At 35.5% G+C, this 21,057-nt stretch carries 19 protein-coding genes; 9 read left to right on the plus strand and 10 right to left on the minus strand.

Annotated features, from left to right (window positions below; genetic code table 11):
* Positions 1-41: 41 nt before the first annotated feature.
* On the minus strand, positions 42-515 hold the full coding sequence (gene nusG / locus BM201_RS13655; RefSeq protein ID WP_092543547.1) for a transcription termination/antitermination protein NusG: 474 nt from the start codon (positions 513-515) through the stop codon (positions 42-44).
* A 454-nt stretch (positions 516-969) separates the two neighbouring features.
* On the opposite strand from nusG, the gene BM201_RS13660 reads away from it, so the two are divergent.
* From BM201_RS13660 to BM201_RS13700, 9 genes are all read left to right on the plus strand, one after another.
* Entirely contained in the window at positions 970-1,689 is a 720-nt protein-coding gene (locus tag BM201_RS13660; protein ID WP_092543549.1) for an energy transducer TonB, read from the plus strand.
* Positions 1,690-1,830: 141 nt separating this feature from the next.
* Positions 1,831-2,244 carry a hypothetical protein gene (locus tag BM201_RS13665; RefSeq protein ID WP_092543551.1) on the plus strand — a complete coding sequence of 138 codons (414 nt, stop codon included), beginning with the start codon at positions 1,831-1,833 and terminating at the stop codon, positions 2,242-2,244.
* Between the two features lie 152 nt (positions 2,245-2,396).
* A complete protein-coding gene (locus tag BM201_RS13670; protein WP_092543553.1) occupies positions 2,397-2,810 on the plus strand; it encodes a response regulator in 414 nt (137 codons plus the stop codon).
* Between the two features lie 4 nt (positions 2,811-2,814).
* Positions 2,815-3,375, plus strand: coding sequence for a heme NO-binding domain-containing protein (locus BM201_RS13675; protein WP_092543555.1), 561 nt, complete (start codon positions 2,815-2,817; stop codon positions 3,373-3,375).
* Positions 3,353-5,722, plus strand: a complete 2,370-nt coding sequence (locus tag BM201_RS13680) for a PAS domain S-box protein (RefSeq protein ID WP_092543557.1) — start codon at positions 3,353-3,355, stop codon at positions 5,720-5,722. Before BM201_RS13675 ends, BM201_RS13680 begins: the two co-directional genes overlap by 23 nt.
* Complete coding sequence (locus BM201_RS13685) at positions 5,719-6,855, plus strand: FIST signal transduction protein (RefSeq protein WP_092543559.1); 1,137 nt, start codon at positions 5,719-5,721, stop codon at positions 6,853-6,855. Before BM201_RS13680 ends, BM201_RS13685 begins: the two co-directional genes overlap by 4 nt.
* Before the next feature lies 1 nt (position 6,856).
* Complete coding sequence (locus BM201_RS13690) at positions 6,857-7,903, plus strand: sensor histidine kinase (protein ID WP_092543562.1); 1,047 nt, start codon at positions 6,857-6,859, stop codon at positions 7,901-7,903.
* A gap of 6 nt (positions 7,904-7,909) precedes the next feature.
* Positions 7,910-8,236: a histidine kinase gene (locus BM201_RS13695; RefSeq protein WP_092543564.1), complete on the plus strand. Its 327-nt coding sequence runs from the start codon at positions 7,910-7,912 to the stop codon at positions 8,234-8,236.
* 10 nt (positions 8,237-8,246) lie between these two features.
* Positions 8,247-8,969 (plus strand): LytR/AlgR family response regulator transcription factor, encoded by a 723-nt coding sequence (locus tag BM201_RS13700; RefSeq protein WP_092543566.1) that lies wholly within the window; start codon positions 8,247-8,249, stop codon positions 8,967-8,969.
* A 590-nt stretch (positions 8,970-9,559) separates the two neighbouring features.
* Here BM201_RS13700 and BM201_RS13705 read toward each other — a convergent pair.
* The 9 genes from BM201_RS13705 to BM201_RS13745 all read right to left on the minus strand — a co-directional run bounded on the left by BM201_RS13705 (position 9,560) and on the right by BM201_RS13745 (position 21,053).
* Entirely contained in the window at positions 9,560-11,905 is a 2,346-nt protein-coding gene (locus tag BM201_RS13705; RefSeq protein ID WP_092543568.1) for a beta-glucosidase family protein, read from the minus strand.
* A gap of 2 nt (positions 11,906-11,907) precedes the next feature.
* Positions 11,908-12,795, minus strand: coding sequence for an alpha/beta hydrolase (locus BM201_RS13710; RefSeq protein ID WP_092543570.1), 888 nt, complete (start codon positions 12,793-12,795; stop codon positions 11,908-11,910).
* A gap of 10 nt (positions 12,796-12,805) precedes the next feature.
* Entirely contained in the window at positions 12,806-15,052 is a 2,247-nt protein-coding gene (locus tag BM201_RS13715; protein WP_245758643.1) for a TonB-dependent receptor, read from the minus strand.
* Between the two features lie 174 nt (positions 15,053-15,226).
* Positions 15,227-16,660 carry a sulfatase family protein gene (locus BM201_RS13720; protein WP_092543574.1) on the minus strand — a complete coding sequence of 478 codons (1,434 nt, stop codon included), beginning with the start codon at positions 16,658-16,660 and terminating at the stop codon, positions 15,227-15,229.
* Between the two features lie 285 nt (positions 16,661-16,945).
* On the minus strand, positions 16,946-17,362 hold the full coding sequence (locus BM201_RS13725) for a hypothetical protein (RefSeq protein WP_139219237.1): 417 nt from the start codon (positions 17,360-17,362) through the stop codon (positions 16,946-16,948).
* Positions 17,363-17,571: 209 nt separating this feature from the next.
* Complete coding sequence (locus BM201_RS13730; RefSeq protein WP_092543578.1) at positions 17,572-18,051, minus strand: hypothetical protein; 480 nt, start codon at positions 18,049-18,051, stop codon at positions 17,572-17,574.
* Positions 18,048-18,590 carry an NADPH-dependent FMN reductase gene (locus tag BM201_RS13735; protein WP_092543580.1) on the minus strand — a complete coding sequence of 181 codons (543 nt, stop codon included), beginning with the start codon at positions 18,588-18,590 and terminating at the stop codon, positions 18,048-18,050. The genes BM201_RS13730 and BM201_RS13735 overlap by 4 nt, the downstream gene beginning before the upstream one ends.
* A gap of 45 nt (positions 18,591-18,635) precedes the next feature.
* Positions 18,636-19,577 carry an adenylate/guanylate cyclase domain-containing protein gene (locus BM201_RS13740; RefSeq protein WP_092543582.1) on the minus strand — a complete coding sequence of 314 codons (942 nt, stop codon included), beginning with the start codon at positions 19,575-19,577 and terminating at the stop codon, positions 18,636-18,638.
* A 21-nt stretch (positions 19,578-19,598) separates the two neighbouring features.
* Positions 19,599-21,053, minus strand: a complete 1,455-nt coding sequence (locus tag BM201_RS13745) for an efflux transporter outer membrane subunit (RefSeq protein ID WP_245758644.1) — start codon at positions 21,051-21,053, stop codon at positions 19,599-19,601.
* Between the last annotated feature and the right edge of the window lie 4 nt (positions 21,054-21,057).

Consider the following 21,057-nt stretch of genomic DNA (forward strand, 5'->3'; position numbering starts at 1 on the left):
TAATGGACTAAAAACTAAACACAACGGTTTAGTATAAAATATTAAACTAAACTTAAAGTTTTGATGACGACAGTGCATCCAAGACTACTTAAAATTAGCTTAACAGAATCTCCATTTATTTCTTTGATTACTCCATCTTTGCCTTTTAGAAGACCTTTTTTGACTTTAATTCGATCGCCTGGAGACATACTTGTAATCATACAATCTTCTACCTCTCCCATATTTAACCATTCTTCGATGGTATCAATCTCATGTTGTTTAACTATTGCAGGTTTTCCTAGCCAATAAAGATATTGCACAACACCTGGTACATTCATAACTTCTGTTTTAGGATTGGAAGCGTGACGCACAAATACATAAGATTTAAATAGTGGATCTGTTACTATTTTAGTTCTATCAGACCATTTACTTGATCTTTCTACCAAAGGACAATAAACTTCGTAACCTATGTTTCTTAATCTATCGGCTACTTTTTTTTCAAATCTACTTTTTGTGTATAATACAAACCATTTCATAGCATATAATTTTTTTAGTTTAAAAAATTCTAATCTTGCTAAAAGTATTTGTAGGGAGGGGTGATGAGAGGCATAAATACTGCTTCGCCTCGTCACTCACTTAAGATTGTGAGCAACTACTATTTTTTGCATCTGGGATCTAAATAAAGAATTAATATTCTATTAGTTAAAATTTTAAGACTTTTTTCGATAAGATTCTTAAATAACCTGCAAAAACTACAAAAAATCCTACAAATCATATAATTACTTATAAATCAATATGTTTCACCACATCCAATTGCTCTATGAACGATAAAAACGTCCTATTATCGATAACAACCCTTCCTAAATAAACGTTAAAAAGCTTTATGCGGCATAAAAATTGTTATTCAAACAACAGTCCCCACCTCCCTATTTATCAGTGATTTGATAAGTTCAATTTGTAACATTTTTTATTAACATAAATTCTTTTATTATGAAACCGAAGAAAAACCCAAAGGCAGATCTTAGGAAAAAGACCGTACTATTTTTACAAATTGGACTTATCGTCGTCTTACTGTTCTCTTATGTAATGATCAATTTAAAAACCTATGATCAAAAACAGGCAAAAGCAGAGCAATGGGATCCTGTAGAAATGACTGAAGAAGAGGCCATCCCCATAACAAAGGTTCAGGAGGACCTACCGCCGCCAAAACCTAAAGATCCACCGGTAATTGAACTTATTGAAGATGAATCTCCTGAGACTGAGGACGAAATGGAAAGTACAGAAACAAGTTTAGACGATATCGTGGAAGTGGATGAAATAATTGAAGCTCCAGATGATGATCCAGTAGAACCAGTTCCTTTTGAATTTATTGAAGATGTCCCAATTTTCCCAGGATGCGAAAGCTTAGACGATAACGAAGAGCGAAAAGCCTGCATGAGTGAGAAGATCTCTCGCTTTATAACCAAAAGGTTTAATACTGGTTTGGGCGAAGATCTAGGTCTAAGCGGTATAAATCGAGTAACTATAATGTTCGAAATAGATAAGAACGGAGACGTTAAAAATGTAAAGGCAAGAGGACCACATAAACTTCTTGAGGAAGAAGGAAAAAGAGTTATCAAACTTTTGCCTACAATGGAGCCCGGTAAACAAAGAGGTAAACCAGTACCTGTACGATATACGATACCTATAAACTTTAAAATTCAAAATTAAAACAGCAAGGATAAAAAATACATACTATTTATGGCCGGTTTTCAACCGGCCATTTTTTACACTATAGATTAGTTTTTAGCACTTTAAGCTTTATTATTTTAATAAAATTCATTAACTTATAATGCAATATCAATAATTATTATGAGGCTTGCAGATTCAAAATATGCTGACCAGGTAATCGAATCTATCGATTATAATTTTGGTGTATTTTATTTTCTTGATGATATTATTGTTTCAGAAATGCATAAAGGCATTACTTTTAACTGGAAATGCGCAGAACAAGTAATTGCTGATGCCAAGCGAATTCTTGGTGAAGATTGTAGACCTCATTATATTTCTAATAGAATCAACGAATACTACACGGTATCTCAAGACTGGTTAAAATTCTTTAATAATCGATATTTTTTAAAGAGTTTTTCTGTAATTACTCCGCATCCTTCAGGAATGATGAATCTTATTTTCGAACGAATGTTTTACCGAAGAAAAATTTTTCAGGTAACTTCCTTGCACGATGCATTCGAACATATCGAAAAGATTCAAACGAAAAGTGTTTGAGCAACAAGATTTATTCCTGCACAAAATATTATTATTTCCCACTCAACTATCCAAAACAACCATTTAACGATACTAATTTCTAATTAGACGAATACTCCTTATTTTTCACTAAGATTATCTGAATTTTGTTTACATAAGACACTAAAATTAAAATGAAAAATAAGCTAACAATCCTTTTTATCGAGGACGATATGATCGAAGTGATGAAATTGAACAGAACAATTTCTTCCTTATCCCTACCTCACCATATCATTGAAGCTAAAAATGGTGAAGAAGCCCTTACGATCTTAAACAAGAAAGACCGCCTACCAGATATTATATTTTTAGATCTAAATATGCCTAAAATGAATGGTATAGAATTTCTTAAAATATTAAAGGCAGATGATGTCTTAAAATACATACCCACTATTATCCTAACCACTTCTAGTAACCGAAGAGATCTATTGGAGTGCTACAAAATTGGTATAGCAGGATACATTATTAAACCTTTGAAATACGAAGATTATGTATCCAAACTTAGTAGCGCCCTTGATTATTGGAGTCAGAACGAATTGATAAAAGGATAAAGTTATGAAAGGCATTGTATTTACAGAGTTTCTCGATATGGTCGAGAAAAAATTTGGTATTGAGGTAGTAGATCATATAATAAATGAATCTAAACTGCAATCTGATGGAGTTTACACTTCTGTAGGAACCTACGATTTTGTAGAAATGCAAAGCCTTTTGATAAATCTTAGTAAAAAGGTAGATATTCCTCTGGATGGTCTTATCTATAATTACGGACTCTATTTTTTTAATGTTCTTACCAGTGTACATCCTGGAATATTTGCATTGTACAAAGATCCAATAGAATTATTATCTTCTATCGAGAATCATATTCATGTTCAGGTAAGAAAATTATATCCGGGAGCAGAGCTTCCAACTTTTAAAATTGAAAAAAAGAACGAAGATCATCTAGAAATTTTGTATTTTTCAGAGAGAGCAATGTACATGTTCGCCAAAGCCCTAATGGAAAAAACTTTTGAACACTATGACCAGGGTTCTGAAATTCGATTAGAAAAGATCGAAGATGACGGAACTAAGGTCAGATTCGTGATATCTAAAAAACATGGAGCCTACCAACAAAATTGAAATATTAGAAAGAGCGCTAGAAAGAGAAAAAAAGGCCAGAAAACTTGCTGAAAAAATACTGGAAGAAAAATCGACCGAATTATACGACCTCTCTGAAGCACTTCGCCAATCAAACAATCGCCTTAAAGAACTACTTAACGAAAAGACTTCCCAGCTAGAAGGTGTTTTTGTAAATATCATCGATGCATACATCGTTATGGATATTCAGGGAAATGTTCTTAAAATGAACCAGGCAGCCAAAGATATGCTTGGTTACGATAATGAAAAAGAGCTTGTAAATCTACTAAACTTAGTACATTCTGATTACGCAGAATATACTGCAGCCGCCTTTAAACAACTATATCATACCGGTAGTTATAATGATTATAAATCAAGGATCATCACCAAAGAAGGTACTGAAAAAATAGTTCAGATTAACGCAAGTATTATCTATGACCGTGATGGTAAACCGGTAGCAGCACAAGGGGTCGCCCGTGATATCACCGAAGAGATCGAAATTAAACGCCAACTCGAGTCTCAAAACAAACAGTTGGATCTTATTTTCGACAACTCCCCTATTGGCATCTCTCTTACGAAAACAAACTTTAAAGGTCTTTTAAAAGTCAACAAAGCCCTGGTGAGTATGTTTGGATACACTTTGGAAGAATTCAATAATCTTAGCATAAAAGATGTTACTCATCCAGAAGATGAAGTCAGCAGTGAGAAGTTACGGCAAATGATCGAAGGTGAAATAGAATCATATACCATTAATAAGCGATACATCAAAAAAAGCGGCGAAACATTGTGGGCTAAAACACGGGTTGCTGCTATTAGAGACGAAGCTGGTAAAATTCTTTATCAGGTCGCCACAGTTGAAGATATCACCAAAGAAAAGATCGCGAAAGAAAAAATCGAAGAGTCAGAGAATCGACTTTCAACCTTGATCGTTAATCTACAAACTGGAATTTTATTAGAAGACGAAAACCGTAAAATACTGCTTACCAACAACAAATTTTGTAATCTTTTTGGCATCCAGGCTAGTCCAGAGGTCTTAAAAGGTGCAGATTGTTCTAATGCTGCAGAAGAAAATAAGAGCTACTTTAAAGATCCAGAGCAGTTTGTAAACAGGATTGATGAATTACTAGATAAAAAAGAAATAGTAATAGGGGAAGAATTAGAACTTGTTAATGGAAGCATTTACGAACGTAGCTACATTCCTATTTATCATGAAGGTAAATATAAAGGTCATCTTTGGAGCTACGATGATGTAACGATTCAGAAAAACTACAAGGAGAGCCTTAAAGCGCAAAAAGAAAAATATAGTAGTATAATCGCTAATATGAATCTTGGCTTGTTAGAAGTAGATCTTAAAGATACCATTTTAATGGCCAACCAAAGTTTTACTGAAATGAGTGGTTATACAGAAGATGAACTTGTAGGAAAAACAGCTTCTGATATATTCCTGATCCCCGAATCTCAAGCCGAGTTTAACAAGAATGATAAAATAAGACAAAAAGGAGTTTCTAATTCTTACGAAGTAAGGGTAAGAACTAAAGATAACCAGCTTCGATACTGGTTAGTTAGTGGTGCCCCCAATTATGATGTAAATGGTAAAATGCTTGGATCTATTGGGATACACCTGGACATCACAGAAATGAAATTGCTAGAAGCCCAAAAGGAACAATTACTTAAAAACCTGGAGCAACAAAACGAACATCTTAACGAATATGCCCACATCGTTTCTCACGATCTAAAATCACCTTTGCGTAATATTTCTGCACTTTTAAGCTGGACCAAAGAAGATTTTAGAGAAAAGCTGGGAGAAGAAAGTATGATGAATCTGGATCTTATGCAGGGCAAAGTAGAAAAGATGGATCATCTTATCGAAAATATCTTAAGATATTCTAGCATCGAAGATGGAAATATCCAAAAACAAGAGTTAGACCTTCAGGAACTGGTATTAGAAATTTTAGGCTTGATTTATATTCCAGAACATATAAAAGTGACGATCTTAAATAAGTTACCGGTAATTTATGGTGATCGCACCAGAATTCAGCAGGTTTTTCAAAATCTATTAAGCAACGCTGTAAACTATATTGATAAGGAAAAAGGATTTGTAGAAATCGATTATACAGAAAATACGACGCATTACACCTTCAGTATAAAAGACAATGGTATAGGGATAGAAAAGGAGCATCACCAACGAATATTCAAAATTTTCAATGCTTTGGGAACTCATGAAAAGTCTACGGGGGTTGGTTTGAGTATCGTGAAGAAAGTGATCGATCTTTATGAAGGTGAAATCTGGCTGGATAGTGAAGTAGGTAAAGGAACGGTTTTCTTTTTCAGTTTAAAAAAACAAATATGAAGATACTTCAGGCAATAAAAACCTTAGATTCTTCCTGGCAATACACCAGCGGAGCTAAAGAGCATTTAAATAATCCACTAGTTCTAATTTTTGCTGAAAGAAAATTATTAGAAGACCCTGAAGTTTTAGAAGATATTCGCGAAGAGTTTCCTTATCATCACCTAATATTTGGAAGTTCTGCCGGAGAAATTACAGGCGAAAATGTTACTGAAAACTCCATTGCAGTTACACTTATTGAATTCCAAAAAGCAAGCTTCGAGGTTAAAACCGCAAACATCTTAGATTTCAATAAAAATGGCGAAGCTCTAGGTTATCATTTAGCGAGTCAATTTGAAAAAGAAAATCTAAAGCATTTTTTTATAGTTTCAGAGGGTAGTTTTGTTAATGGTAGTTCTTTAATAAAAGGGATAGAAAAATACACCAAGCAAAAAATCACTCTAACTGGAGGTTTATGTGGCGATGGTGCAAGATTCGAAAAGACACTGGCTTCTTACAACGAAAATCCAAAGGAAGGAGAAATAATTATGATCGGGCTTTATGGAGAAAGCCTGGAAGTTACTTATGCTAGTTATGGCGGATGGATACCTTTTGGACCTGAACGTATAATCACAAAATCTAAAGGTAATGTGCTTATAGAATTAGATGATCTACCGGCTTTAGACCTGTATTCGAAATATTTGGGTGATAAAGCGCAGGAACTTCCGCAAGCTGCTTTACTATATCCATTAAATGTTACTGAAGAAGGTAAAACATATAGCCTGGTTAGGACAATTCTTAATATCGACGCTCAAAATAAATCTATGATATTAGCAGGTGATGTACCAGAAGGCGCGCATGCACAACTAATGATGGCCACTGTAGATGGTATTGCGCAAGGAGCAGCAACTGCTGCATCGAAAGCGATGGAAAGACATTCTAAATCACCTGAACTTGCCCTTTTGGTTAGTTGTATTGGTCGAAGAATTGTGATGGATCAAAGAGTTGAAGAAGAAATCGAAGAAGTATCTGAAATCTTAGGCGAACAAGCGAAAATAGCGGGCTTTTATTCTTACGGAGAAATTGCACCATATGCTACGAGTACTGAGTGTAACCTGCATAACCAAACCATGACACTAACCTTAATAAGCGAATAGCATGAATCCTCTACTAAAACGGCAAATTAGAAAATATTTCCCCGAAGAATTTAACGAAGATGAACGATTCACAGAATTCTTTAAAGCCGTAGAGGAATCTTACAAAACAAATGATGAGCAATTAAGCATGATTCAGCGGGCTATGAAAATAAGCTCAGACGAATTATTTAGCGCTAACCGAAAGTTAAGATCTGAGGCACAAAGCCAGAAAGAAATCTTAGATCGCTTAAAATCAGTAATCGCGAATTTAGACATTAAAAATTCAGGAAATAAAAACCAATCTGGAGAGGAACTGAATGTTTCAGATCTCGCAACTTATATAGAAAAACAATCGCTGGAAATCGCAAAGATCAATAAAGAGCAGGAAGAACTTTTATTAAACCTCGAAAAGAAAAATCAGGTTCTTTCAGACTACGCCCACATGGTTTCGCACGATCTAAAATCACCTCTACGAAGTATTAATAGTTTAGTGACCTGGTTAAAACAAGACTACAAGGGCAAGATCGATGAAAACGGGATCAACCAGCTTAATATCGTTTTAAAAAGCGTAGAGAAAATGGATGCGCTAATTAGCGGCATCTTAAATTATTCTACCATAGATCAGGAAGTGCTCGATGTTTACGAAGTAGATACGCATCACCTGGTTAACGAAATCGTACAGATTATTTACAAACCATCTCATATCAAAATCGAAGTTTCAGACCAACTTCCTGTTGTGAATGGTGACAAATTCCGGCTACAGCAATTGTTTCAAAATTTAATGCAAAATGCGGTAAAAAGTATTGATAAACCTGAAGGTATAATAAAAGTAAATGTCGAAGAAAGTGGCGATTTTTGGATATTTTCTATAAAAGACAACGGAAAAGGGATCGAAAAAGATCATTTCAACAAAATTTTTCAGATATTTGAAAAAATTGATAACGATTTTAATTCTACCGGAATTGGATTATCCATCGTAAAAAAGATCATTGATTTTTATGGTGGCAAAATCTGGTTAGAAAGCGAATTATCAATTGGCACCATTTTCTACTTTACTTTACCTAAATAAATCGATATGGAAGAGAAACCTAACTACTCTTACATAAGCCAGCTATCTGGTGGAGACAAAGATTTTGAAGAGCAATTACTGGACGTGGTTCGTTTAGAGCTGCCACAGGAAATTGAGAACTACAAAAATCATTTGAAAACAGATAATTTTATGCGCGCCGGTGACGATGTTCATAAAATTAAACATAAAATTAGTATTTTAGGCTTAGAAAAGAGCTATCAGGTTGCAATAGATCATGAAGACAGCCTTCGTGAAGGTATAGTTAATGATGATCTATATCAGCGATTTGAAGAGATTCTTAACGCAATGACCACGTTTATTCAAAAAGCCTAAAATCTAACCTATGCAGTGTATAATTGTAGATGACGAAGCAGCAGCGAGAACTATTTTAAAAAAACTTGCTACAAATAACGAAAATCTAGAAGTACAGGCAGAATTTTCTAATGCCATCCAGGCCATTAAACATCTTAACCAAAATGAGGTAGAGCTTATCTTCCTTGATATACACATGCCAGATTTTAATGGTTTTGATTTCATTCAAACCATTAAAAATCCTCCAAAGATCATATTATCTACTTCAGATAGAAATTTTGCTATAGAAGCATTCGAATATGATTGCATTGTAGATTACCTGGTAAAACCCATCGTCCAGGAACGTTTCGATAAAGCCATTAAAAAAGCTTTAAACTTCTCTCCTTCTGAAATTTCAGAAGCAACACCTTCTGAAAAAGTTGAAGCCAATCCTAAAGATTCTGGTAACGACCTTTATGTGAATATCGATCGTAGATTAATTAAAATAGATATCCCAACAATCTATTTGATCGAAGCAAGAGGTGATTACATATTAATAAAAACATCGGGAAAAAACTATACGGTACACTCTACCATGAAAAAGATCGAAGACAAGCTACCCGACAGCCTGTTTTTGAAAATCCATAGATCTTTTATCATAAACGTCGATAAAATTATCGATATAGAAGACAATAGCGTTTTAATTGAGAAAGATGTAATCCCGGTTAGCCGATCTAATCGCCCTGAACTTATGAAACGTTTAAATCTTCTATAAGAAATACACTTCATTTACAACTCGACGGCACTTTATTACCGTCTATCTATACTTTAAAAATCCTCAACGATTTCTTCCAATTTCAGCTTTAATGCTGTGCTATATTTGTCATGTAGTTAAGAGATAAAAATATCAAAATAGCTACTTGATGTTTGACATAATTTTTTGTTTTTGAGTTTTGAGTTTATAGCTCAGCGTCTTACCTATAAAGCTAAGAGCCCTACTAATTGGATTTATAGGTTTGGACTGAGCAGAGGCATGAATCAGTCTGGGAGATGAAGCTCCTCGGTAGAGAAATGTAAGTGATTTGTTGTGACTGAGACATTGCCTTTTTAAACGAATGAAAATGGGATTGGAGAAAGTGATTCCCTTTTCTGAAGATATTCTTGGGAGAAGGGAATTTTATTAGGAAAATATAGATAAAAGATTTTTAGGCTAATACAAATAGTTGGATTATAAAGATTGGTTAGTTAGTTGGTTAGGTTAGGTTGAAAATGCCGGGAGTGGTTACCCGGCATTTTCTTTTATTAGTTTTACAAAACAAAAAAGCCCGGCGAATGCCGGGCTTTTTTATTAATCATTAGCCTAGATTAATTCTTCAGTACTGGCATTTCAGTATCTAAATCGAAGGTGTTATTTACTTTTTCTGCAGTAATGTTCGAAGAAACTTCAAACTCATCTTTCAACTTAATATCCAAAGATGAAGCACCAATTTTCAAGGTGTAAGTTCCCTTTTCAGCAATCCATGCACTTTGATCATCTACAAAAGAAGCGAGATCTTTAGGGCTTAAGGTGAATTTTAAAGTTTCACTCTTACCTGGTTTCAAAGTTTTGGTTTTACCAAATGCTTTTAATTCCTGTGTTGGCTTATCCACCAAATTAGCAGGAGCACTTACATAAAGCTGTACAATTTCTTTCCCCGCAACCTCACCAGTGTTGGTCACTTTGACAGAAACTTCTACTTCATCTTCAAAATTTGAAGTGCTAAGTTTTAAATCTGAATACTCAAAAGTAGTATAAGAGCTACCATAGCCAAATTCGTAAGACGATTTTACATCGAAGGTATTAAAGTAACGATACCCAATATAAATTCCTTCTTTATAATAAACATCGGTTGGTTTTTGTACTGGCTCTCCTAGCCAGTTTGCTGCTGAAGCATGGTGGTTATAATCGATTGGGAAAGTCATGGTTAATTTACCACTTGGGTTTACTTCTCCGCTGAAAACATCAGCTACCGAGTTCCCCCCTTCTTGTCCTGGCTGCCATGCTAATAAAATTGCATCAACTTTATCTTTCCATGATGCTGTTTCGATAACACCACCAATATTAAGAATCACGATCACTTTCTTACCTTCAGCATGAAAAGCTTTAGTTACAGTGTTTATCAATTTCACCTCATCCTGACCTAAATAAAAGTCATCATCTATCTTTCTATCGAACTGCTCACCAGAATTTCTTCCTAAAGTAATAACCGCAACATCTGCAGATTTTGCTTTAGCTTCTACTAACTTATCTTCTGGTAACATTTCAGGTAGACGCTTATTATCGGCTAGTAAACCAATTTCTTCACGTCGCTTATTTTCATTTTCTACTGCTTGTGCCACAAATGGCTCGTATAAGTTCTGCAATTCTTCATCTACCGTATAACCTGCATTATCTAATCCTTGTAGCAACGAAATACTATAAGCTTCGTTTACATCTCCACTCCCAGTACCTCCAGCAATAAAGCTGTAAGAATGATCACCAAAAACAGCGATACTTCCAGATTTATCGGTAAATGGTAATACGTTATCTTCATTTTTCAATAAGATCATTCCTTCAGCTGCAACCTTTCTGGTTACTTCTGCATGCGCTTCCAGATCTGGTTTATTGCTGAATTTGTAATTATCTGTCGTAGGTGATTTACGGATGTATTCTAAAATACGTCTTAGACTGGCATTTACCGCTTCTTCGTTTACAGTTCCTTCTTCGATAGCTTTAGCCAATGCTTCACGTTGTGCTTCAGTTCCAGGCATCAATAGATCATTCCCTGCATTGATCTGAGCGACAACATCACTAACAGATCCTTCCTCTAAAATAGATTCGAATCCTGGGTAGCCACCAAACCAATCGGTCATAACCAAACCTTCATATCCCCACTCATCTCTAAGAATAGTGGTTAATAGATCATTGCTTGCAGAAGCATAAGTTCCGTTTAGTTTATTATAGGCGGTCATCACCGTCCATGGTTTAGACTCTTTTATCGCAATTTCGAAACCACGTAAATAGATCTCTCTCATAGCACGTTCGCTAATATGAGCGTTTACCGCCAGGCGATTGGTTTCCTGATTGTTTGCCGCGAAATGCTTAATAGAAGTACCCACATCGTGAGACTGAATACCTTTAATATAAGCACTTGCAATTTTACCGGCAACTAAAGGATCTTCTGAATAGTATTCAAAGTTTCTACCGTTAAGCGGATTCCTATGAATATTTAAAGCAGGTGCTAATAGAACATCAACTCCGTATTCCTTCACTTCTTCTCCCATGGCTTCTCCAACAGATTCGATCAAATCTGTATTCCATGTTGAAGCTAAAGCCGTTCCTACAGGAAATGCTGTAGCGTAATACGTGTTAGGATCGTTTTGACGTTTTGGCTCTATACGTAATCCGGCAGGTCCATCAGCAAAAACAGTTTCTGGAATCCCTAATCTTGGAATTTGATCGTTTCCACCGGCTTCTCCCAAAACTCTAACATCTGGTTCCCCTTCTAAAGGTACTAAGCCAGCATAACCGGGCATCCCGGGACCTACCAATAATTTGGCTTTTTCTTCAGGCGTCATGGCATTTATCAGCTCGTCTATAGACGCTTTTTCATACTGTGGCGCATTTTGCGCAGTAAGTGCTTTAAAGCTTAATAAAGCCAAAAAAGCAACTATACTAATTTTACTTTTCATATTTAATCGTTTATATAGTTATATTGAATCAACCAATCTTCAAATCGCTTAAACCAGGTATCTACTGGTAAATTTTGCTTGGACATTCCAAATCCATGGCCGCCCGAAGCATACATATGCAATTCTACAGGGTAATCAGCTGCTAACCATTTATTATAGAGCGAAATACTTTTTGGAGCTAATTTTAATTGATCGTCACTTGCAGCCGCAATAAATAATGGTAGCTGTTTTTGTGGAATTTCAGCATTCAATAATTTATCTGTAGGACCTCCATACATCGAAGCTGCAAAATCTGGTAAGTTTTCTACGGAAGAATTGTTTAGTATACTTTCTAATATTACCGTTCCACCGGCAGAAAATCCTATAACACCAATTTTATCGGGATCTAAATTATACGCTGAAGCATTTTTTCTAACAAATTCTATTGCTTTTATACAATCCTGACCTGCTAGCTTTTGTACGGCAGTGGTTCGCTCGTAATGCGCATCTCTATCCTGTAAATTTGCAATAAGCTCTTTCGCTGGATCCTTAGTTCTAGAATGAATTAATCGATATTTTAAAACAAAAGCCGTAATACCTTTTGATGCCAAGTATTCTGCTAGTTTAGTTCCTTCTTTATGAATTGATAAAGTTTGAAAACCACCCCCAGGAGCTATAATTATTGAAGTTCCATTAGGATTTTGAGGTTCAAAGACCAATACTTCAGGGTTTACGACATTATAAACAACTTCAGTATTAAAAAGATCTGAATACATTTTAGCTTCGTCCCAGGTCCAGTTTTCTGAACCTGGGGCTTTGCCTTCATAAAGTGCTACAATATTATCTTGTGCTTTTACCAGACTTAGGTTTAGCAAAAGAAAGATTAAAAAAAGACACTTTAAATTATACATTTTCGTCTCTTTAGAAGTTGATATTTACTGAAGCCTGTACGGTAAATGGACGTATGTAAGACCCTGTTAATAAACGCCCATAATAAGGACTTGGATCTGTGATTAATTCAGCACCATTAATAGTTCCCTTGGCACCACGCTGATTTAGGAAATTCACTACGGTAGCACCAAAACTTACATTATCGTTAAGCTTGTAATTAACCCCTCCAAAAGTTTCCCATCTTGCTGCAAAATATAATGCATTGGTAAGGTTTGCATATTGCTTACTAAAATATCTAAAACTTGCCCAAAGTCTCCAGTCTTTGTAAGTATAACTAGGATCGATCTCCATTAATACTTTTGATATCTGCTGAACACTGTTATCATTATAGTCGTAATTTTCACCAAAAGCAGAGAAGTTGAATTCTTTATAAACAGGATCCTGAAGCGTTATTAAATAATGAAGATTGAAACCTTTAAACGGACTCAAAACAAAATCTGTGGTCCATCCTATTGTCTGAATATCATAGTAAACAGTATTCGTAACAGACTCTGTATCATTGTTAGGATTTACCAAATTGAAACGTTGGAGGTAGTTGTTCTTAGTTAAATACGTTGCCTGAGAAACTAACTGGATATAATCTGTATTCCAGAAAATCCCAAATCCAGCAAGCGGACTTCTACTCTTCGTTAAATTTGGATAAGGAGCTCCTGAATAATCTCCTAAAAGACCATTTTCTTCGGTATAAAGGAAGTTACTCATCACTCCAAAATTATTTAAGATATTGTATGTTGCGTTAAGTTTACCTGCAATATGAACCCAGTCGTGATCAAAACTTTGTCTATTTGCCGGGTCTAAAACTAAACCGGGGCCTCTAGGGGTTGTGTAATGATCCCCTTTCATTTTGTGATATCTTAGGTGTAAACCATAATCTAACTTGAAACGATCGCTAACCTTCCAGGAATCTGAACCGTAAACTGAAAGTTTATTTTCAAAACCATTATTGTACTCACCTCCTACATTATAGTTGTAGAATCCGTCTGCATCTGTATTGGCTCCAATAAGTCTTCTAGGCTGTGGTTCTACAGATTGAAAAAAGAACGAACGGTTAGAATGGTAATCCTCTGCCTTATAATATTGCTCTAAAACTCCTAAAGTAACATTATGATTACCAATTTGTTTTTCTACTGAAAAACGTCCCATAGCTGTAGTTGTAGGGATTCGTGGGGAATTCATTGCAAGTTGAGTACCTACCTGACCGGTATATTCTTCTCCGGTATTTGCAAAAGTAAAGTTGCTACCAGCACCTGGGGTAAAAATACTAATTGGCGCACTGTACATCAAAGAAGCTTCTGCAATATGAAGTCGGGTTGAATATTTAAAGTTCCAACCATTATCCATTTGATAATTACCAAAAATATCAAAGTTGTGTGCTTCTGAAGTAGCCGATTGACCATCCATATCTGCCCAATAATTGTCTCCGCTTACAAGGTCTAAAAACTTAAGTCGGCCATCTCGTGGCAAATAAGAATCTGTACCTATAGAAAAGTAATCAAGCTCTCTAGCTTCACCGTTAGGACCATATTCAAAAATCGCATAGTTTGTAAGTGAATATGAGTTAGAATACTTGTAGGCAAAGGTAATATCACCTTTATTTTCTTTAAAATGCTTAGTTAAACCAGCTCTATAAATTTGAGTTTGATCTACATACTCATTAAAACCTAGATCATAAGTACTTGGATCAAAGTTAACAAATGCTCCGGCAGAATAACTCCACCCGTTTTCTGATATAGGACCTGAAACATTGATATCTCCCTGAAACCAGCCAAAATGACTTCCAGAAATTTTTGCTTTTCCTTGAAACTCCTTAGTTCCTATTTGAGTGTAAGAGTTTACAGCATAACCAAGATCACCCATTGTATTGGCAAGACCATCCATTTTAAGCAATCCCGTGCGTTCTAAACCTACACTTTGTCTCCATGTGCCGGTAGACATCTCTGGCCAAAACCAGTAAACTACTGGTAAATCATTTTCTAAAATAGTGATCCCACCAATAGAAGGTGGCAAACCGATATTTACCTCTCTGGGACCAGTATTACTTTCAGCATTAAGCATTACATTTCTGTTGCTTTCTTCATCTGCAATATCTTCATCTTTTATTTCCTGCTGAACCTGAATAGAATCCTGTACAGTCATTTCTTCTTCCTGAGCGTGAAGCGAACTAAAGCCCAATGCAAAAGTTAAAACTGAAAATATCTTTATGTAATTTCTTCTCATGTTATAAATTTTAGCTTCACTATGAAGCATTTAGAATTATTCAAAAAAAATCAAACCTTATAGTTCTGTTCTAAAAAATAGCATTTAGCTATTCGGCTGAAATTTGAATTATCTTGTGAATATGCCAAAGCAATTAAATGTGCAATTGCTTTGGCATATTTTATTTCTTATCTCTTATTGTTCAAATGGATTATAATCCCAATCCTTAAGCATATCTGGTCCTTTCACCATATTTTTGTTATGCTCATCTACTACTTTTCTAATCTCTGCGATCACCTCTGGGTGCTTTTCAGAAATTTCATATTTTTCAGATGGATCTACATCTACATTATAAAGCAATGGAGTTTCATGAACTTCACGATCACTACCATAAGCAGATTGTGTTACGAAATGCGCTTTGTAAGATCCATATCTAACTGCATATAATTCGTCTCCTCTGTAGTAAAACATCGATTTTCTTGGACTTTCTTTACCTTCAAAAAGTGCATCACTTAAATCTTGCCCATCGATCACTCTATCTTCAGGAAGTTCTACCCCTGCCAGCTTACTAAAGGTTGTAAATAAATCCATTGTAGATCCAATTTCAGTAACTATACCTGGCTTTAAATTTCCTGGTGACCAGAAGATTCCTGGCTCACGCATACCACCTTCCCAGGTAGATCCTTTACCGTCACGCAATAATCCTGCACTTCCTCCTTCTTCATCCATTACTAACCATGGACCGTTATCTGAGGTAAATACCACGATTGTGTTTTCTGCGATTCCCTGTTCTTTAAGAGCTTCCATTACACGACCAACATTATGATCGATCTCCTCCACAACGTCTCCGTATAATCCTCGTTTACTAGTTCCTTCAAATTCTTCTGAAGCAAAAAGTGGTACGTGAGGAAGATTATAGGCCAAGTAAACAAAGAAAGGATTATCCTTATTTTCTTTGATATACTCTATCGCTTCGTTAGTGTACCTTTTAGTTATTGTATGCTGATCTGCAGGACGCTCAATAACTTCAGTATTTCTCATTAATGGAATATTGAAACTACTTATTTCCTTACGCTCTTCAGATTTCCAGAAATTCCAGTAATCCTGTGGCTCGTTCATTTCTAAAGTGATATCCATATCATTTGAGTAAGGAACACCATACCAGTAATCAAATCCATTATTAACGGGTAAATATTGTTCTTTATCTCCTAAGTGCCATTTTCCGAAAGCAGCAGTACCATACCCCCCTTTCTTAAGTTGTTCTGCAATGGTAATTTCACTTTGTGGCAAACCATTGGTAGACCAAGGCTGTAATACTCGGTGTTCTTTACTGGTCATCCCATTTCTTACCGGTAATCTACCCGTCATTATCGCGGCACGACTAGGAGTACATACGCTAGACCCAACATAAAAGTTGGTCCATTTTTGACCTTCCATCGCCATTTTATCAAGATTAGGCGTTTTAATCGTAGGATGCCCGTAAGAGCTTAAATCTCCATACCCCATATCATCTGCAAAAATGATCACGAAGTTTGGCTTTTCTAAATTTTGAGATCTCATCTCATTCCCTCCAATTATAAGAGCAGAAAACAGAAAAAGATTTCTAATCGTGGAATAAATTTGTTTCATTTTTATTTAGTAATTAGTTTTTAGTGCAAACCTTTTCGTTAACAACTAATATTGTTTCAATATGAGACAATATTAGACAAATTTTATAAAGTTTCAAAAAGAAGCATTGAAATTTAACAAATTTTACAGCTTATATTTCTCAAAAAAGCAATGAGATATTCAGAATATGCGTTTTCATTAAAAACACTAAGAAAAATGTTTTCGGTGATTTTTCAGTAAATTCCCATAAACTAAGCCGGCTTAGGGAAAGCTTCTAGCCTAGCTTGTCGAATAAAAAAGTGATTATTACATGTAATTCTTAGAAATTGCCGCAAATTCCTTGAAGAAATTTTCCTTTTTCTGCTTATTCTCAAAAGCAAGAATTTTTGAGATTGCATTATTCTCATCTGCTTTTTGCAAAACTCCATGCATAAGTGATACTAAAGCATCTCTATGTGATTTTTCTATTCTTAAAGAATTTACGTAGATCGCATTCGATCTTGATAAAATCTTCTTTCTTGAAAATGGATTAAAAAATGTTTTTACTGAAACTAACCTATCAGTTTCTAAAATGGTCTTGAAATTATCTGAAATCTCACTCCTATAATAAGCGGTAAGTAAATTGTCGACCTCAGCTTTAAAGAATGGACTAATCAATAATTGATTTGCACGATCAACAATGCGGTAAGTTTTTAAATGTTTACCTGAATAATTTAATTTCATAGGGATTTTAACTCGTTTATGGGACATTTTATATGAACCACAAAACTTAAAGTAGGTTAAGAAAAATAAATTTCGGGCTGTCAAATGTAAGTAGGAGCACTTTACTCAAAAAATCATTTAGGATAATTTAATACCTAATTCCATTTTTTAAAGAAAATTTACGATTGACTTAAGCTCATAACATCATGCTTTAACAAGTTTCCTTATTCCTAATTCGTTTCCACAAAAATCATCGACACCAAACTTAATCCCTGCTTTTTGGGAATAATATTCTCGAATTCAACAATAGCCAATTCTTCAGGATTTGATATTCTAATCGTTAATTTATCGCCCACTTTTCCGCTAAAAATTCCCACAGCCATTGCTGCCTGTTTTGATAACCAAAACTCATATTCTTCTGGATCTTTATACTTTTTCATCATCTTTTCAATATAAAAAAGCCTATCCCTTTCATCTAATCCCAAGGCCTCTTTAGAGTTTGTCAAAAAATCCTGTAAATCTTCAGTACTAAACTGATGCCAAAAATAAAAACCAACATAATGAGTTATATTTTGCTGAAATTTATGTTTCTGTGGAACATCTTCAGCAGGAAAAACTAAAATCGTATACGGCAACGTGCCCAGCGAAGGATATAAAATGATCTCACTAATTACCGACTCTAAATAATTAGAAATTTCTTCATTTTTCATAGTATGCTGATTTTTGGTTGAAGCAAAAGCTCACTTATGCGCTGAAATTTCTCTTCATAAATTATCGAAAATCGATCTTCTTCATATAAATATTCTCTTGCAATGGGGACGCTATACGGCAATGCCCACGCACGCAAAGTGGCTACAATATTTCTTAAACTATCGATCCCTGTTGAAGCGTTTGCACCATAACCCCAGCAAATGAGCGCAATAATTTTATGCGTTAAATATGGATTTTCGTCTTTTGAACTTAAAATTAACCAGTCCAGGCAATTTTTCATCGCACCAACCATTCCGCCGTGATATAAAGGACTAAACCAAATGTGCCGGTCGTATTCTTTAAAAACTTGCAACATTTTTGTCACCGAATCTGGAACTTCTGAAAAATCTTCCTCAAAAAAGGGAATATCATATTCAGATAAATTAAAAATTACAGGTGTTGCTCCCAGCTGTAGCAAATATTCCTTTAAATAATTCGCAATTTCCTGCGAGGTATCATTAGGTTTATTAAGTGTGCCGTTAAATATTAAAACTTTCATTTTATAGCATTCATTTTAACTGGTTAATTCTTCTGAATCAACTTTTCATTTCTCTTTTTTATACTGAAAATGTTCTCCTATTTTATACAATCTGAAGGCTTCTTTTACACCTTTCATCTTCTCGCTAGAAACTTCTGCTTCTGGAGGAGTATCCAATAGTTCATAAACCGCTTCAGAAATCACAAAACTGTTGTCTAGCTTTTTGGTTAATTCCTGAATTCTCGCAGCAACATTCACCGCATATCCCATCACGATTTGATGCGGTCTATTTTCCAACAACAAATCACCGGTGGCAACTTTTCCCAGGTGTGCACCAATTCCCACTTCGATCTGTTCATTAAAATAGCGCTGAAAATATTCAGTATTTAAGCGCTTTAATTCCTTCAGGATCGCAAAACCACAGTTTACGGTATCGAGAACACTGGCTTTGGTCGTTTTTTCAAATCCAAAAGCAACGTAAAGTCCGTCTCCATTGGTTTCGATGATCTTTCCTTCAAATTGCTGAATGATCTTTTCGAAATTAAAGAACAGCTTGCGTATGATATGAATCACATCAAAAGCCAGATGCTGTTCGGCAAAAGGCGTAAAATTCCGAACATCTAAAAACAACAAACACAAGCGTAATTCTCTACCAATATTCTCGTTTTTATTCAGCTTATTTCTAAGGTATAACGGGTAATCACTCTCATCGTTCATAATCCGTTTTATTTTTACTGAACCCGATTTAACATATGTCTGGCAAGCCAATCGAACATTTTTAGGAAGCTCGAAATAGGTTCGCAGTTTTGCTTCCGCAGCATTTATTTCTGAAAGGTTTTCTTCGCCTTTCACAATTAAGATCCTGCAGGTAGAACACCTGGCTTTGCCCCCACATTCGCAGCAAAATGGAACGTTCTTTTTTAATGATGCCTCTAAGATTGATTCTTTTGAATTGATCAAAAATGAGGCATCATTAACAAGGTTAATATGGTGATAAGATTTTACCATCCCACATCAAGTTTATATAGGTTAATTTTTAACCTGATTTTTATTTTCTTCGGAAGTAATCTCAGCATTCTCGCTATTCCAACCGCCGCCCAATGCTTTGTAAAGATCGATCAGCGCCAGTTTTTCGGCCAGAACATCATTGATATTATTGATCTCGGCACGCAGCAAACTTTGCTCGGCCGTAAGCACATCGGTATAATTGGTTTGCGAATTATACTGAAGTAACTTCTTGGTATAATCAACCGACTTGTTCAGCGCTTCTAACTGCAAAGCCCGCTTACTTATTTTAGAGTTTGCCGTTTTAAAAGCAAACACCGCATCTGAAACTTCTTTCCCGGCATTCAGCAAAGCGTTCTGAAAATTATTAAAGGCGATTTGTTGCTCGGCTTTAGCCGTTGCTAAATTCGCTTTATTAATCCCTTTATTGAATATCGGCTGCATTAAACCGGCAGCGATATTCCCAAAAAGTCCTATGTTTTTAGTAAAAAGATCGTCCCACTCAAAACTCGAAAACCCGGCACTTCCTGAAAGACCAAAGGAAGGATAAAACTGTGTTCTGGCAACATTGGTTAATTCGAACGCACGACGATACTCCAGTTCTGCCTGCATCACATCTGGGCGATTGGCCATTAGATCTGCAGGATTTCCTATCGAAAGTGAAGGCATATTCATTTCAGCAAGATCATCAAAACCGCTACGCTGAATTTCACCTGGCTTTCTAGCCAGTAAAATCGACAACGCATTTTCAATTTCTCTAATTTGCTGTTTCACATCAGGAATTAAAAGTTCGGCTTCATATTGATTGGCTTCGCTTTGTACAACGGCAGCACCGTTAACCATATTCGAGCTTTTAAGCTTCTTCATCGTTGCTACGTAAAACTTTCGGTTTTCCGCAGTTTCTTCTAAAGTTTTCAGTTGCTTATCCAGCGCTATTAATTGATAATAATTTATTGCAATGTTGGCTACGAGCTGTGATTCTATCGCTTGTTTAGAAGCCTGAGTTTGCAAAAGCGCAGCTAAACTGGCACGTTTAGCACTACTCAATTTTCCCCAAACATCAGCTTCCCAGGAAGTCGAAATCCCAAGGTCGTATTGCGTTACATCTTTAATAAAACCAAATCCCTGCGTGTAAGATAATCGAGATTTAGCTACAGATGCATTTCCTTCCAAACTGGGCAAGAATGCTTTTTTACTTTGTTTCAGCAACGCATTAGCACTGTTTACACGCTGTATCGCATTCTTAAGACTATAATTTTCAGTTAAACCTTCTTCGATATAGTTCAGCAGATAAGGGTCTGCAAAGAATTGATCCCACTGCATCAAAGGTGCTTCTGACACTTCAACTTCAGCAGTTTTTTCTTTTCTGAAAAGTGCTTCGGTATCTGTTTCCGGTTTTTCGTAATCTTTGGTTACTCCACAGGAAACCAAAAGAAAACTAAGACTGAAGGCGTATATATAAATGGTATTAGATCTCATAACA

Origin of the sequence: Zunongwangia mangrovi (assembly GCF_900112105.1) — a bacterium.
Lineage (GTDB): Bacteria > Bacteroidota > Bacteroidia > Flavobacteriales > Flavobacteriaceae > Zunongwangia > Zunongwangia mangrovi.

Excerpts from the sequence above, each read along its gene's own strand:
- nusG (WP_092543547.1), bottom strand. The coding sequence starts at position 515 with ATGAAATGGTTTGTATTATACACAAAAAGTAGATTTGAAAAAAAAGTA.
- BM201_RS13660 (WP_092543549.1), top strand. The coding sequence starts at position 970 with ATGAAACCGAAGAAAAACCCAAAGGCAGATCTTAGGAAAAAGACCGTA.
- BM201_RS13665 (WP_092543551.1), top strand. The coding sequence starts at position 1,831 with ATGAGGCTTGCAGATTCAAAATATGCTGACCAGGTAATCGAATCTATC.
- BM201_RS13670 (WP_092543553.1), top strand. The coding sequence starts at position 2,397 with ATGAAAAATAAGCTAACAATCCTTTTTATCGAGGACGATATGATCGAA.
- BM201_RS13675 (WP_092543555.1), top strand. The coding sequence starts at position 2,815 with ATGAAAGGCATTGTATTTACAGAGTTTCTCGATATGGTCGAGAAAAAA.
- BM201_RS13680 (WP_092543557.1), top strand. The coding sequence starts at position 3,353 with ATGGAGCCTACCAACAAAATTGAAATATTAGAAAGAGCGCTAGAAAGA.
- BM201_RS13685 (WP_092543559.1), top strand. The coding sequence starts at position 5,719 with ATGAAGATACTTCAGGCAATAAAAACCTTAGATTCTTCCTGGCAATAC.
- BM201_RS13690 (WP_092543562.1), top strand. The coding sequence starts at position 6,857 with ATGAATCCTCTACTAAAACGGCAAATTAGAAAATATTTCCCCGAAGAA.
- BM201_RS13695 (WP_092543564.1), top strand. The coding sequence starts at position 7,910 with ATGGAAGAGAAACCTAACTACTCTTACATAAGCCAGCTATCTGGTGGA.
- BM201_RS13700 (WP_092543566.1), top strand. The coding sequence starts at position 8,247 with ATGCAGTGTATAATTGTAGATGACGAAGCAGCAGCGAGAACTATTTTA.
- BM201_RS13705 (WP_092543568.1), bottom strand. The coding sequence starts at position 11,905 with ATGAAAAGTAAAATTAGTATAGTTGCTTTTTTGGCTTTATTAAGCTTT.
- BM201_RS13710 (WP_092543570.1), bottom strand. The coding sequence starts at position 12,795 with ATGTATAATTTAAAGTGTCTTTTTTTAATCTTTCTTTTGCTAAACCTA.
- BM201_RS13715 (WP_245758643.1), bottom strand. The coding sequence starts at position 15,052 with ATGAGAAGAAATTACATAAAGATATTTTCAGTTTTAACTTTTGCATTG.
- BM201_RS13720 (WP_092543574.1), bottom strand. The coding sequence starts at position 16,660 with ATGAAACAAATTTATTCCACGATTAGAAATCTTTTTCTGTTTTCTGCT.
- BM201_RS13725 (WP_139219237.1), bottom strand. The coding sequence starts at position 17,362 with ATGAAATTAAATTATTCAGGTAAACATTTAAAAACTTACCGCATTGTT.
- BM201_RS13730 (WP_092543578.1), bottom strand. The coding sequence starts at position 18,051 with ATGAAAAATGAAGAAATTTCTAATTATTTAGAGTCGGTAATTAGTGAG.
- BM201_RS13735 (WP_092543580.1), bottom strand. The coding sequence starts at position 18,590 with ATGAAAGTTTTAATATTTAACGGCACACTTAATAAACCTAATGATACC.
- BM201_RS13740 (WP_092543582.1), bottom strand. The coding sequence starts at position 19,577 with ATGGTAAAATCTTATCACCATATTAACCTTGTTAATGATGCCTCATTT.
- BM201_RS13745 (WP_245758644.1), bottom strand. The coding sequence starts at position 21,053 with ATGAGATCTAATACCATTTATATATACGCCTTCAGTCTTAGTTTTCTT.